The sequence below is a fragment of the Flavobacterium sp. J372 genome (genome assembly GCF_024699965.1).
In the GTDB taxonomy this organism is placed as follows: Bacteria; Bacteroidota; Bacteroidia; order Flavobacteriales; family Flavobacteriaceae; genus Flavobacterium.
The window spans coordinates 98,317-111,307 of record NZ_JAJOMZ010000004.1 but is presented as its reverse complement, the minus strand read 5'-3'; the positions used below and the strand labels follow the sequence as shown (position 1 = coordinate 111,307).

At 43.6% G+C, this 12,991-nt stretch carries 11 protein-coding genes; 10 read left to right on the top strand and 1 reads right to left on the bottom strand.

The genetic code is table 11. The features are described from left to right. Nucleotides 1-12 precede the first annotated feature (12 nt). From gpmI to pruA, 6 genes are all read left to right on the top strand, one after another. Entirely contained in the window at nt 13-1,536 is a 1,524-nt protein-coding gene (gene gpmI / locus LRS05_RS00935) for a 2,3-bisphosphoglycerate-independent phosphoglycerate mutase (protein ID WP_257866595.1), read from the top strand. 166 nt (nt 1,537-1,702) lie between these two features. Continuing rightward, nucleotides 1,703-2,524: a type I methionyl aminopeptidase gene (gene map / locus LRS05_RS00930; protein ID WP_257866594.1), complete on the top strand. Its 822-nt coding sequence runs from the start codon at nt 1,703-1,705 to the stop codon at nt 2,522-2,524. Nucleotide 2,525: 1 nt separating this feature from the next. Beyond that, the gene (locus LRS05_RS00925) at nt 2,526-3,290 is read left to right on the top strand and encodes a class I SAM-dependent methyltransferase (protein WP_257866593.1); all 765 of its coding nucleotides are present in this window, start codon (nt 2,526-2,528) and stop codon (nt 3,288-3,290) included. A 69-nt stretch (nt 3,291-3,359) separates the two neighbouring features. Continuing rightward, nucleotides 3,360-4,619 carry a DUF5103 domain-containing protein gene (locus LRS05_RS00920; protein ID WP_257866592.1) on the top strand — a complete coding sequence of 420 codons (1,260 nt, stop codon included), beginning with the start codon at nt 3,360-3,362 and terminating at the stop codon, nt 4,617-4,619. Between the two features lie 109 nt (nt 4,620-4,728). Then, the gene (apaG, locus tag LRS05_RS00915) at nt 4,729-5,115 is read left to right on the top strand and encodes a Co2+/Mg2+ efflux protein ApaG (protein WP_257866591.1); all 387 of its coding nucleotides are present in this window, start codon (nt 4,729-4,731) and stop codon (nt 5,113-5,115) included. Between the two features lie 200 nt (nt 5,116-5,315). After that, entirely contained in the window at nt 5,316-6,941 is a 1,626-nt protein-coding gene (gene pruA, locus LRS05_RS00910) for an L-glutamate gamma-semialdehyde dehydrogenase (protein ID WP_257866590.1), read from the top strand. Between the two features lie 125 nt (nt 6,942-7,066). Here pruA and rsmG read toward each other — a convergent pair whose 3' ends face one another. Beyond that, the gene (gene rsmG / locus LRS05_RS00905) at nt 7,067-7,696 is read right to left on the bottom strand and encodes a 16S rRNA (guanine(527)-N(7))-methyltransferase RsmG (RefSeq protein WP_257869214.1); all 630 of its coding nucleotides are present in this window, start codon (nt 7,694-7,696) and stop codon (nt 7,067-7,069) included. Nucleotides 7,697-7,797: 101 nt separating this feature from the next. On the opposite strand from rsmG, the gene LRS05_RS00900 reads away from it, so the two are divergent. Genes LRS05_RS00900 through LRS05_RS00885 form a run of 4 tightly spaced genes read left to right on the top strand, consistent with a single transcriptional unit; the run spans nt 7,798 to nt 12,922 of the window. Then, nucleotides 7,798-8,892 carry an acyl-CoA desaturase gene (locus LRS05_RS00900; protein ID WP_257866589.1) on the top strand — a complete coding sequence of 365 codons (1,095 nt, stop codon included), beginning with the start codon at nt 7,798-7,800 and terminating at the stop codon, nt 8,890-8,892. 33 nt (nt 8,893-8,925) lie between these two features. After that, nucleotides 8,926-10,110: a pyridoxal phosphate-dependent aminotransferase gene (locus LRS05_RS00895; protein ID WP_257866588.1), complete on the top strand. Its 1,185-nt coding sequence runs from the start codon at nt 8,926-8,928 to the stop codon at nt 10,108-10,110. A 34-nt stretch (nt 10,111-10,144) separates the two neighbouring features. Then, nucleotides 10,145-10,648 (top strand): DUF6702 family protein, encoded by a 504-nt coding sequence (locus tag LRS05_RS00890; RefSeq protein WP_257866587.1) that lies wholly within the window; start codon nt 10,145-10,147, stop codon nt 10,646-10,648. Between the two features lie 3 nt (nt 10,649-10,651). Then, entirely contained in the window at nt 10,652-12,922 is a 2,271-nt protein-coding gene (locus LRS05_RS00885) for a M1 family metallopeptidase (protein ID WP_257866586.1), read from the top strand. The last annotated feature ends 69 nt before the right edge of the window (nt 12,923-12,991 follow it).

Genomic DNA, 12,991 nt, shown 5'->3' with positions numbered 1-12,991 from the left:
AGACTTTTAATTATGAATAAGAAAGTTATACTAATGATACTTGACGGTTGGGGAAAATCACCTGACCCAAAGGTATCGGCCATAGACAATGCCAATACGCCATTTATTGATTCATTATACCAGAACTATCCCAACGCCCAACTTCGTACTGACGGGCTTAATGTAGGATTGCCTGAAGGGCAGATGGGCAACAGCGAAGTAGGGCACATGAATCTGGGCGCAGGCCGTATAGTGTATCAGGATCTGGTGCGCATAAACCTGGCTGTGCAAAACAAAATGCTGGGAAAAGAAAAGGCTATTGTTGATGCCTTGACTTACGCAAAAGATAATGACAGGAAAGTACACCTGCTTGGGCTTGTGTCAAACGGAGGGGTACATTCGCACATAGACCACCTTAAAGGCCTTGTTGATGTTTCGCAGGATTTGGGTGTAGAAAAAGTTTTCATCCACGCATTTACTGATGGGCGTGATGTTGACCCTAAATCAGGGCTTGGGTTTATAACTGAATTGCAGGAACATATAAATGACAGTTCGGCTAAGATTGCGAGCATAGTGGGGCGTTACTATGCAATGGACCGCGATAAACGCTGGGAACGGGTAAAAGTAGCGTATGACCTTATGATAAAGGCAGAAGGAATACATACGCACAATGGCGCCGAAGCTATACAAAAAAGCTATGATGAGGGTGTGACGGACGAGTTCATCAAGCCAATTGTTATGACTGAACCGGATGGCACTCCGCTTGCAAAAATAGAAGATGGGGATGTGGTGATTTTCTTCAACTTCCGTACAGATCGTGGCAGGCAGCTTACACAGGTGCTGTCACAAACCGATATGCCGGAATTTGGAATGCACAAGCTGAATAATCTGTACTATGTGACGATGACCAACTATGATGAGAATTTCAAAAACGTGCATCTCATTTACGGAAAAGACAACCTTACCGAAACACTTGGGGAAGTAATCTCAAAAGCCGGAAAGAAACAGATACGCATTGCCGAAACTGAGAAATACCCGCATGTAACATTTTTCTTTAGCGGTGGCCGTGAAGAGCCTTTTGAAGGCGAAAAGCGCATTTTGTGCCCGTCGCCTAAGGTAGCAACCTATGACTTACAGCCGGAAATGAGTGCTTACGATCTTGCCGATGCACTAGTGCCTGAACTGCAAAAAGGTGAGGTTGACTTCGTGTGCCTTAACTTTGCCAACGGCGACATGGTAGGCCATACCGGAGTGATGGAAGCAGCCATTAAAGCCTGTGAAGCTGTAGATGCCTGCGCTAAAAAAGTGATTGAAACAGGGCTTGATAATGGCTATACTACTATAGTAATTGCAGACCACGGCAACTGCGAAACGATGATAAACCCTGATGGAAGCCCTAACACAGCCCATACTACTAACCCGGTGCCGATCATTTTAGTTGATAAAAACTTACAGCATGTTAAAAATGGTATACTCGGTGACATTGCCCCAACCATTCTTGACCTTATGGGAATTGAGAAACCCGTTGCAATGACACAGGAATCACTGGTGTCTTAAGACTGAATATTTTATAAAGTATATTGGCCTGATACGTTTTAAACCTGTCAGGTTTTTATTTTTGAAATATTAAGTAACCGAATGGTCGGGAAGTCGAACAATCGAAAAAATCCAAAAGTTGAACCTCGAACAAATTATCGTACTTTTGCACCTTTAAATTATGAGCATGATAATCCCAAAGACGAGAGAAGAGATAGAACTGATGCGTGAAAGCGCCCTTTTGGTTTCAAAAACCCTGGGCATGATTGCAGGAGAGATAAAGCCGGGAATCACTACACTACAGCTTGATAAAATGGCTGAGGAATTTATACGTGACCACCAGGCAGTTCCGGGATTTCTGGGATTATACGGCTGTCCTTCAACATTGCTTACCAGCGTAAATGAGCAGGTAGTACATGGCCTGCCTACCAAACGCCCTATTGAAGATGGTGATATTGTATCAGTTGATTGTGGTGTGCTTAAAAATGAGTTTTACGGAGACCATGCTTATACTTTTGAAATTGGCGAGGTTGCCCCTGAAACTAAAAAGCTGCTTCAGGTTACGAAGGAATCGCTTTATATTGGCATACGTGAATTTCGTGCAGGCAACAGGGTAGAAGATGTAGGCAATGCCATACAGAGGTATACTGAAGCTCATGGTTATGGTGTAGTGCGTGAACTTGTAGGTCATGGCCTTGGCCGCAAAATGCACGAAGGCCCTGAAATGCCAAACTACGGCAAACGCGGCCGGGGCAAAATGTTTGTTGAAGGTCTTGTGGTAGCCATCGAGCCTATGATAAATATGGGTAGCAGGAATATTAAAACGCTGAAAGACGGCTGGACGATTGTAACTGCAGACAAAAAACCAAGCGCTCACTTCGAACATGATGTGGCAATAATAAATGGTAAGCCCGAATTACTATCAACTTTTGCATATATCTATAAAGCTCTGGGAATAAAGAGTGATGAGGAGAATGATTTCAGGATGGAGCCGCTGGTATTGAGTTAGTATGAAGATATTCCGATTTGTATTAAACACCATCCCCCGCCCGTTGCTCATCAGGCTCAGCTATGTTGCCCGCCCTGTACTGGCACTGGCATTGAGCGGAAATAAATTCACTGACCCTATTGATGGCAAAAGTTTTCGCTCGTTCCTGCCATACGGTTACGGGCATCAACGCAATAACGTGCTTGCCCCGGGAACCCTTTCGCTGGAGAGGCACCGCCTGCTGTGGCTATACCTAAAGAATGAAACCGACTTTTTCACTGCGCCGCACAAAGTGCTGCACTTCGCTCCGGAACAGGCTTTTTACAAGCGCTTCCGCCAGATGAAGAATTTGGATTACACTACAACTGACCTGTATTCGCCTTTAGCTGATGTAAAGGCCGATATCTGCAACCTGCCGTTTGCAGACAACAGCTATGATATCATCTTGTGCAATCACGTGCTTGAGCATATCCCTGATGATATAAAAGCCATGCAGGAATTGTATCGTGTGCTTAAACCCGGCGGTATGGGTGTTTTCCAGATTCCGCAAGACCTTAGCCGTGAAACAACTTTTCAGGATGATACCATTACTGACCCGAAAGATCGTGCACGCATTTTTGGCCAGTATGACCATGTGAGGGTTTATGGGCGTGATTATTTTGATAAGCTGCGCAATATTGGCTTCAGGGTTGAAGAAGTTGATTATACCAAAACACTTTCGCCTGAAGAGGTACAGCGTTTTTGTCTCGCAAAAGGTGAGATAATCCCGGTATGTTACAAGGATTAAGGACTATGCGTTACAGAGCGTTGTAATATATTCGTTATATTTACGTTCCAAAACAAACTATTCCTGGATATGGCAACAACATTCCGTGCTTTTATACTTCTTATATTACTTTCATTTTCATCTTTTGCACAGGTACAGCAGGAAATAGCACCCCCATATAACATCAAAACAGTTTCATTCATGAAAGGTGGCGAAAATGTGTATCCGTACTTCCGCCTTAATGAACCTTTCCAGTTTGTGTTTGACGACCTTTTTGGCAACGAAGCGAATTATTATTATTCACTGCAGCATTGTAATTATGACTGGACACCTTCAAACCTGCTTAGCGTTAATGACTATGTAGACGGTTTTGATAACCAGCGGATTCAGAACTATGCCAACTCGCTCAATACGTTACAGATATACTCGCGCTTTACACTCTCATTCCCTAATAAGTTTACAAGGATATTGCTGTCAGGAAATTACATCTTGAGGATACTTAATGATGACCGTGAAGTAGTATTCAGCCGCAGGTTCATAGTTTATGAAGAGCAGGTAGCTGTGCCATTGCAGGTGAAACGGGCGCGGGGAATGGGAGATATAAATGAAAAGCACAATATGGATTTTGCGATAAGGCCAGGAGGTACGGTTTTCCAGAATCCGTTGCAGACCGTGAAAGTACTGCTTACCCAAAACGGCAGGTTTGACAATGCCATTTATAACATTAAGCCGCAATACACCATCGGGAACGACCTGATTTATAAATATGATAAAGAAACGCAGTTTTGGGCAGGGAATGAATACTTGTATTTTGACAATAAAGACATTCGCAATGCTGTAAATAATGTAGTGCGTATTACTGCCGGTGAAATATATAATACTATACTTTATACTAACGAAGCACGTGCTAATGTGCCATATACCTTTTGGCCGGATGTAAACGGCAAATTTGTAGTACGTAATGTTAACCTGAGCGTTAGCAACCAGGACTTGGAGGCCGACTATACATGGGTTTTCTTTAGCCTGAGTGCACCTTCATTTTTTGAGAAGAAAGATATTTACATCAATGGTATGTTTAATAACTATGCTAAGACTGACGAATACAAGATGGAATTCAACCCTAAGAGCAATCTTTGGGAAAAGGCCGTTATGATAAAGCAGGGTTTTACAAATTTTCAATATGTTGTAGCTGATAAAGCCGGAAGGGTAGATGGTAAAAATAATATTGACGGGAACTTTTACCAAACTGAAAATGATTATAACGTTTTCGTCTACTACCGTGAATACAATGCCAGGTATGACAGGGTTATAGGTATAGGCTCAGCAAACTCAGAGAATATTATTAATTAGCAATCAGCTATTTAATATTCAGTTGAGGTTAATTTAATATTTTTTGTGTGGCTTGGTTAGCAATAAAGTTGTAATTTTGGATTTATAAGCAGCAAAGAATATTTACTGTATGGTATCACAAATAACAAGAGGCATAAAAATATCGGTAAGTACCAGTTTTGAAGGCACATACTTCAGGAACTACCGTGTACAGTTTGCTTTTACCTATGAGGTTACCATTGAGAATCAAGGTAAAGATTCGGTACAGCTCAACAGCCGCCATTGGGAAATTTATGATTCACTCAATGATGTAGAAATTGTAGATGGCGAGGGTGTTATCGGTAAAAAACCTGTACTTAAGCCAGGAGAAAAGCATACCTATAGTTCAGGGTGCCTGCTTTCATCACCATTTGGCGCTATGAAAGGCCACTATGAAATGGTTAATTTTGCCACAACAAAAACTTTCAAGGTAGTTATACCTGCTTTTCGCTTAAGCGCAGATTTTGCGTTGAACTGAGCCCCCTAACCCCGAAGGGGGAATTTAGCTTCACTCGTATTTAAAAAATCCACGTTCCATAAAATCTTCTTGCACCTTCGTGTCTCCTTTGCGAATCTTTCCGTAACATACTTCATTTCATAAATTTTCTTCAAATTAGGGTTTGATAATTTCCCGTATATTTGCAATGCTTAAATAATTATCAACTAAATTATTGCATTATGCCAAAAGGGATATACAATGTGCCGAAAGCCATAAACGAACCTGTAAAGTCTTATGCGCCGGGCACACCGGAAAGGGAGCAGGTTGCTGCCAAGTTTAAAGAAATGTACAACAGCACAGTTGATGTGCCGCTATATATTGGTGCAGAGGAAATCCGTACCGGGAATACAAAACAAATCAATCCGCCGTTTGACCACAAAAAAGTTGTGGGCCATTATCACCAGGCAGAAAAGCAACATATTGAGCAGGCTGTTGAAGCTGCCCTTGCCGCTAAAAAGCAATGGGCTGCCATGGCTTGGGAACACCGTGCATCAATTTTCCTGAAGGCTGCAGAATTGCTTGCCGGCCCCTGGCGTGCAAGGATTAATGCCGCTACCATGATTGGCCAGGCCAAAACGGTACACCAGGCAGAAATTGACTCGGCTTGTGAGTTTATCGATTTCCTGCGTTTTAACGTAGAGTTCATGACAAGGATTTACGCTGAACAGCCAATATCATCTGAAGGTGTATGGAACAGGATGGAACACCGCCCGCTTGAAGGGTTTGTATACGCTATTACTCCTTTCAACTTTACAGCTATTGCCGGTAACCTTCCTGCATCACCTGCACTTATGGGTAACGTGGTGGTTTGGAAACCAAGCGCTACACAAATGTATTCGGCTTACGTGATCATGGAAGTGTTTAAAGAAGCGGGGCTTCCTGCAGGTGTCATCAATATGGTATCAGGTAACTCGGCAATGGTAAGTGATGTGTTGCTTTCAAGCCCTGATTTGGCAGGCGTACACTTTACCGGCTCAACTGGTGTATTTAATGACATTTGGGCTAAGATAGGACAAAACATCAGCAGGTATAAAACATACCCTCGCATAGTAGGTGAAACAGGCGGTAAAGACTTTGTTCTTGCTCACCCGTCAGCACGCCCGGCACAGGTTGCTACGGCATTATCACGCGGTGCGTTTGAGTATCAAGGACAGAAATGTTCTGCGGCATCACGTGCGTACATAGCCAAATCTATCTGGCCTGAAGTGAAAGACCTGCTAATTGCCGACCTGAAATCAATGAAAATGGGTTCGCCTGAAGATATGGGTAACTTTATTTCAGCAGTTATTACTGAAGGCTCTTTTGATAAGCTTGCCAAGTATATTGATGCTGCCAAAAACGCAACTGATGCCGAAATCATTGCAGGTGGGGGTTATGATAAATCTAAAGGTTACTTTATTGAGCCGACGGTTATCGTAACTACAAGCCCTAAATATGACACCATGTGCGAAGAGTTGTTCGGGCCGGTGCTTACCATACATGTGTATGACGATGCCAAGTGGGAAGAAACCCTGAAGCTGGTGGATGAAACGTCACCATACGCACTTACAGGGGCAATTTTCAGCCAGGACCGTTATGCTATTGAGCAAGCTGCAAAAGCTCTTGAGAATGCTGCAGGTAACTTCTATATCAACGATAAGCCTACCGGCGCCGTTGTTGGCCAGCAGCCTTTCGGTGGGGCAAGGGCATCAGGTACTAATGATAAGGCAGGTTCTATCCTTAACCTTCTTCGTTGGGTATCGCCGCGCACCATTAAAGAAACATTTGTAACACCAACAGATTACAGGTATCCGTTTTTGGGATAGTATCTGTTTGCTATAAAAGAAAAGGCTTCCATAATTAATGGGAGCCTTTTTACTTTAAATCCGCGTCAATCTGCCAAATCCGCGTAATCCCCGCCTGTACCATTCGGGCAGGCGCGTTCCATAAACTATACCTTATACTTCATCGCGAGGTGCACTACTTTCTTCGTCTCAAAAAACTCATCAGCAAAATAATCCGAAAGGTTATAAAGCGTCACTTTTTGGAAAACACTCAGCTCTTCAGTAAGGTCGCCGCCTTTCAGGTAAAGTATTCCGTTTGGCAACCCGTGTTTTTGTTCTTTTTTTACTTTACCTCGTACCCATTTTACAAAGTCGGGCATGTTGGTCACGGCACGGCTCACAATAAAATCAAACTCTTCGTTAATATTCTCGGCGCGTTTCTGCTCAGCACGTACATTTTTCAACCCAAGCGCTTTAGCTACTTCCTGTACCACCTTTATCTTTTTAGCAATCACATCCACCAGGTAAAAATCTGTTTCAGGGAATAGTATCGCCAATGGTATACCCGGGAAGCCGCCGCCTGTGCCTACGTCGAGCACTTTAGCGCCGGGTAAAAACTCCATTACTTTGGCAATGCCCAGCGAGTGCAGTACATGTCGGGTGTAGAGTTCCTCAATATCCTTGCGCGAAATCACGTTTATCTTACCGTTCCATTCAGTATATAGGGCTTCCAGTTTCGCGAACTGGCTCTTTTGCAGGTCGGTAAGGTTCGGGAATTGCTTCAGTATTTCCTCCATCAGGTTTTTATTTGCCTGCAAAAGTAACGATTTGAGGCTGAATTGTTTTGTTTTGGCATGGTATTATCTTTACCTTTACAAACAAGATTACAACGTTATATATGCATATCAATCCCCCTGTATTTTCAAAAACCGATTCTATAAAATTTTTCCGTACACTAAATAAGCGTGTCAACGACTATTTCAAAGAAAATAACCTCAAAAAAACGGGCAACTGGAAACTTCACCTGAAGACAATTGTGATGTTTTCGCTATTCCTTGCTCCTTATTTCCTCATACTTACCCGTGACATGTCGCCGTGGCTACAATTGTTGCTTACGGTTGTAATGGGTATAGGCATGGCAGGCGTGGGTATGAATGTAATGCACGACGGTAACCACGGCTCTTATTCAGAAAAGTCATGGCTCAATAAATTTATGGGCGGAAGCATTTATGTGCTTGCCGGAAATGTGAACAACTGGCAGGTGCAGCACAATGTATTGCACCATACTTACACCAATATTCACGGTCACGATGAAGACCTTGATGCAGGCCGAATCATCCGTTTTACCCACACTGCCAAATGGATGTGGGTGCACAAATTCCAGCACTATTATTCGGTGTTCCTGTATGGCTTGCTTACATTTAACTGGGCTATTACAACCGATATCAAGCAGATGCGCCGCTACATAAAGAAGGGCTTGTCCTATGGCAAATTCCAGAGTCCGGTGAAGCAATGGACAGTCCTGGTGATCACAAAGCTTATATACATATCTATCTGGATAGTGCTTCCGATATTACTAGGTATAACCTGGTGGAAGGTATTACTGGGCTTTTTCGTGATGCACTACACTGCAGGCTTAATACTTAGCATAGTGTTCCAGCTCGCGCATATTGTAGAGGAAACGGCCAATCCGCTGCCGGATGAAAATGGCGAAATGGAAAATACATGGGCGATACACCAATTGTACACCACAGCCAACTTCGCTCCAAAAAATAAAATAGTGAACTGGTTTACAGGAGGGCTCAATCACCAGATTGAACACCACATTTTCCCGAACATAAGCCACATACATTATGGCAAGATTGCTGAAATTGTAAAGCAAACTGCCCGCGAGCACAACCTGCCGTATCACGAGTTCAAAACTATGCGCGGCGCGGTGGCAGCCCACTTCAGGCACCTGAAAGAACTGGGTATGAAGCCTGCGATGAATTAATTAGCTTAAAACCTTAACCAAAATAGTACACAAATGAACCAGCTTTCTGACAGGATTAATAATCTTTCCACTTCACAAACACTTGCCATGGCGGCACTTGCACGCGAACTTAAGGCACAGGGGAAAGACATCATCAGTTTAAGCCTGGGTGAACCTGATTTTAACACACCCGATTTTATAAAAGAAGCCGCCAAGAAGGCTATCGACGAAAATTACAGCACATACCCTCCGGTTGACGGTTATATGGAGCTTAAAGAAGCCATCTGCCGCAAATTCAAAAGAGACAACAACCTTGACTACAAGCCATCGCAAATTGTAGTTTCTACAGGAGCCAAGCAATCGCTTTATAATATTGCACAGGTAATGATTAATGATGGTGATGAAGTGATATTGCCGGCGCCTTACTGGGTAAGCTATTATGAAATCATCAAAATGGCGGGCGGTATACCTGTTGAGGTGCCAACAACTGTTGAAAATGATTTTAAGATAACGCCTGAACAGCTTGAGGCGGCAATAACTCCAAAGACAAAGATGATGTGGTTTAGCTCGCCATGTAACCCAAGCGGCTCGGTTTACAACCGTGAAGAGCTTACAGGCCTCGTGCGTGTGCTTTCAAAGCATCAACAAATTTTTGTGGTGTCAGACGAAATATATGAGCATATCAACTTCTCGGGAACTTTCTGCAGTATAGCCTCTATACCGGGGATGATGGACAGGACAATAACTGTAAACGGTGTAGCCAAGGCATTTGCTATGACGGGCTGGAGGATTGGTTATATAGGCGCACCTGAATTCATTGCTAAGGCATGTACCAAAATGCAGGGGCAGGTAACCAGCGGTGCAAACAGCATTGCGCAGCGCGCTACCATAGCCGCGGTTGATGCCGACCCGAAAGTGCTTAGCCACATGGTGGAAGCGTTCCACAAAAGGCGTGATCTTGTTGTTGGGCTGATGAAGGAAATTCCGGGTATAAAGCTAAATGTGCCGGAAGGAGCGTTTTATGTATTCCCGGATGTATCATCATTGTTCGGTAAAACGTTGCGCGGCAGGACGATAAACAACGCGGAAGACCTCTCAATGTACCTGCTTTCTGAAGCCAATGTAGCAACCGTAACAGGCGATGCCTTTGGCAATCCTGACTGCCTCCGTTTATCATATGCTACAAGTGAAGAACAGCTTACTGAAGCGATAAAGCGTATTAAAGAGGCTTTGGAATAACATACAGATCCGCAATAGCGGAGTTTTTCAGTTTATGAAAAGGATTGTTCAAATATTGATCTTGTTTATCATCGTGAGCGGACTTACGTCTGCTGTGGCGCATAAGTTTTATGTGGGTGTTTTCCAGATGGAGTACGTTCCGGCAAAAAAACAGGTGCAGCTTACTTCGCGCCTTTTTATAGATGATGTAGAGAAAACGCTTAACGCAAAATATGGTAAAAAGTTCTACTTTAGTTCTAAGCAGGAGCTGCCGGAAGCGGAAGAATACCTGAAAAAATACCTGGCGGAGAAAATGGAAGTCAGCATCAACGGGAAAGTACAGCCTGTAAAATTCCTCGCAAGGGAAATGGAGGACGATGTGCTGATTTGTTATTTTACAATTCCATCACCGAATGATGTGAAATCCGTTAAAGTGACCAATTCAATATTAATGGAATCCTTTAGCGAGCAGCAAAATATTATACATGTAAATAAAAACGTTAACAGAAAAAGCCTTTTGCTTACTAATGACAAAAAGGAAGGTACTTTAGAGTTTTAAATTATGAAGAAAGCATTCTATATCATCGCATTGGCAGCAGGATTTTCTGCAGCTGCACAAGACAAACCTGCAACTGCCACACCACGCGAACCGGGCAGGTATGATAATAATAAGTTCAGCCAGATGTATGACCTGCTGGCAACGCCCAATATGTTCCGTACGGCTTCAGGCGCGCCGGGCCCTGCCTATTACCAACAGCAGGCTGATTACAAAATGGATATAGAGCTTGATGATAAGGATACTAAGCTCTACGGAACAGAGACGATAACATACCACAACAATGCACCTGAGTCACTCGAATACCTTTGGGTGCAGCTTGACCAAAACCAAAAAGCGCCAACATCACAATCGCCTTTGGCAGAAAGCCAGCGTATGAACCCGGCTTACCCACCGGATAATTTTACGCGAACCTACTTGCAGGATGCTTTTGAAGGTGGCTTTAAGATAGAGTATGTGCGCGATGCATCAGGCAAGCCGATGAAATATACCATCAATAACACCATGATGCGTATTGACCTTGATAAGCCGTTAAAGAATGGCGAAAAAATATCATTTTCGATAAAATGGTGGTACAATATCAATAATTACAGGGTAGAAGGGGGTCGCTCCGGTTACGAACATTTTGATAAGGATGGCAACAACCTTTATGTGATTGCACAGTTCTATCCTCGCATGGCAGTATACAATGATGTGGAAGGCTGGCAAAACATGCAGTTTTGGGGCGCAGGTGAATTTGCTCTGCCATTCGGTAACTTTGAAGTGAACATTACCGTACCTGCCGACCATATCATGGAAGGCACAGGCGACTTGATGAACCGTTCGGAAGTGCTGACACCGGCGCAACTGCAACGCTATCAATTGGCGGAAAAGACATTCGACAAACCTGTTGTGGTTGTAACGCAAGCCGAAGCTGAAGCAGCAGAGAAAGGTTTTTCAGGAAAAAAGAAAACATGGAAATTCAATGCGAAGAATGTAAGAGACTTTGGATTCTCAACGTCACGCAAGTTTATTTACGATGCTATGGCTGTAAAGCTTGGCGGCAAGAATGTGATGGCGATATCCCTTTATCCCAAAGAAAGTAATCCGCTTTGGGGTGAAACTTCTACACGGATTGTAGCACATACGTTAAAGACATATTCAAAATACACTTTTGATTACCCGTACCCGAAAGCTATTTCAATTTCTGCAGAAGACCAGGGGATGGAATACCCGATGATTTGCTGGAACTATGGCCGCCCTGATGAAAAAGGCTTTGTTAGTGACAGGATAAAATATGGCATGATGAGCGTGATCATTCACGAGGTAGGGCACAACTTCTTCCCGATGATCGTGAATTCTGATGAGCGCCAGTGGACGTGGATGGATGAAGGTCTTAATACCTTCCTCCAGTACCTGACTGAAAAGGAATGGGATGCCAACTACCCTAGCAATCGCGGCCCCGCTGCCAAAATAGTACCCTACATGAGCGGCGACCAGAAGTTTCTGGAGCCTATCATGAGCAACTCTGAGAACATCTACCAATTTGGATCTAATGCCTATGGCAAGCCAGCTACCGGATTAAATATACTGCGCGAAACCATAATGGGGCATGAGCTGTTTGACCATGCATTCAAAACCTATTCGCAACGCTGGATGTTTAAACACCCTACACCGGAAGATTTCTTCCGGACGATGGAAGATGCCTCAGCGGTTGATTTAGACTGGTTCTGGAGGGGATGGTTCTACTCAACCGATTATGTTGATATGGGAATACAGGAAGTGAAACAATACTACGTGAGCGAGCAGCAGACAAAAGAAATGAAAGACTATGCCGTAAAGCGCGGCAGGTTTAATGAAGATAAAGGCCCGTTTGTTTACATGGTTGCTGAAGGCCCTGACTTCAATAAAAACCTGAAAAAGCCGCTTGCTGTGGCCGATGTGAAATTGCTGAACAACTACGTTCAGGAAAAATTCACCAAAGAAGAAAGGGCTAAACTAAGGGCTCCTAAGTATTTCTATGAGGTGACATTCAATAAGCCGGGAGGTATGCTGATGCCGATAATCGTAGAGCTTACTTTTGACGACAACACTACCGAGATACACCGTTTCCCTGTACAAATATGGAGAAAGGGCAACCAGACAGCATCACGCGTGTTTGCTACAGAAAAACCGGTGAAGCGCATTGTACTTGACCCGAAGCTTGAAACTGCCGATATTGATGTAACAAACAACACCTGGCCTGCGGAAGCAGTTAAATCGAAGTTTGACCAGCTGGAAAAAAGTAACCGACGTTAATTAATTCAGAAAAAGGGTAAATCGTCAAACGGCATCGGCTGCAAAAACGTATTTATCCTTAACTTTGTC

Bases quoted from the DNA above. Each gene is read 5' to 3' on its own strand.
- gpmI (WP_257866595.1), top strand. From the start codon at position 13: ATGAATAAGAAAGTTATACTAATGATACTTGACGGTTGGGGAAAATCA.
- map (WP_257866594.1), top strand. From the start codon at position 1,703: ATGATAATCCCAAAGACGAGAGAAGAGATAGAACTGATGCGTGAAAGC.
- LRS05_RS00925 (WP_257866593.1), top strand. From the start codon at position 2,526: ATGAAGATATTCCGATTTGTATTAAACACCATCCCCCGCCCGTTGCTC.
- LRS05_RS00920 (WP_257866592.1), top strand. From the start codon at position 3,360: ATGGCAACAACATTCCGTGCTTTTATACTTCTTATATTACTTTCATTT.
- apaG (WP_257866591.1), top strand. From the start codon at position 4,729: ATGGTATCACAAATAACAAGAGGCATAAAAATATCGGTAAGTACCAGT.
- pruA (WP_257866590.1), top strand. From the start codon at position 5,316: ATGCCAAAAGGGATATACAATGTGCCGAAAGCCATAAACGAACCTGTA.
- rsmG (WP_257869214.1), bottom strand. From the start codon at position 7,696: ATGGAGGAAATACTGAAGCAATTCCCGAACCTTACCGACCTGCAAAAG.
- LRS05_RS00900 (WP_257866589.1), top strand. From the start codon at position 7,798: ATGCATATCAATCCCCCTGTATTTTCAAAAACCGATTCTATAAAATTT.
- LRS05_RS00895 (WP_257866588.1), top strand. From the start codon at position 8,926: ATGAACCAGCTTTCTGACAGGATTAATAATCTTTCCACTTCACAAACA.
- LRS05_RS00890 (WP_257866587.1), top strand. From the start codon at position 10,145: ATGAAAAGGATTGTTCAAATATTGATCTTGTTTATCATCGTGAGCGGA.
- LRS05_RS00885 (WP_257866586.1), top strand. From the start codon at position 10,652: ATGAAGAAAGCATTCTATATCATCGCATTGGCAGCAGGATTTTCTGCA.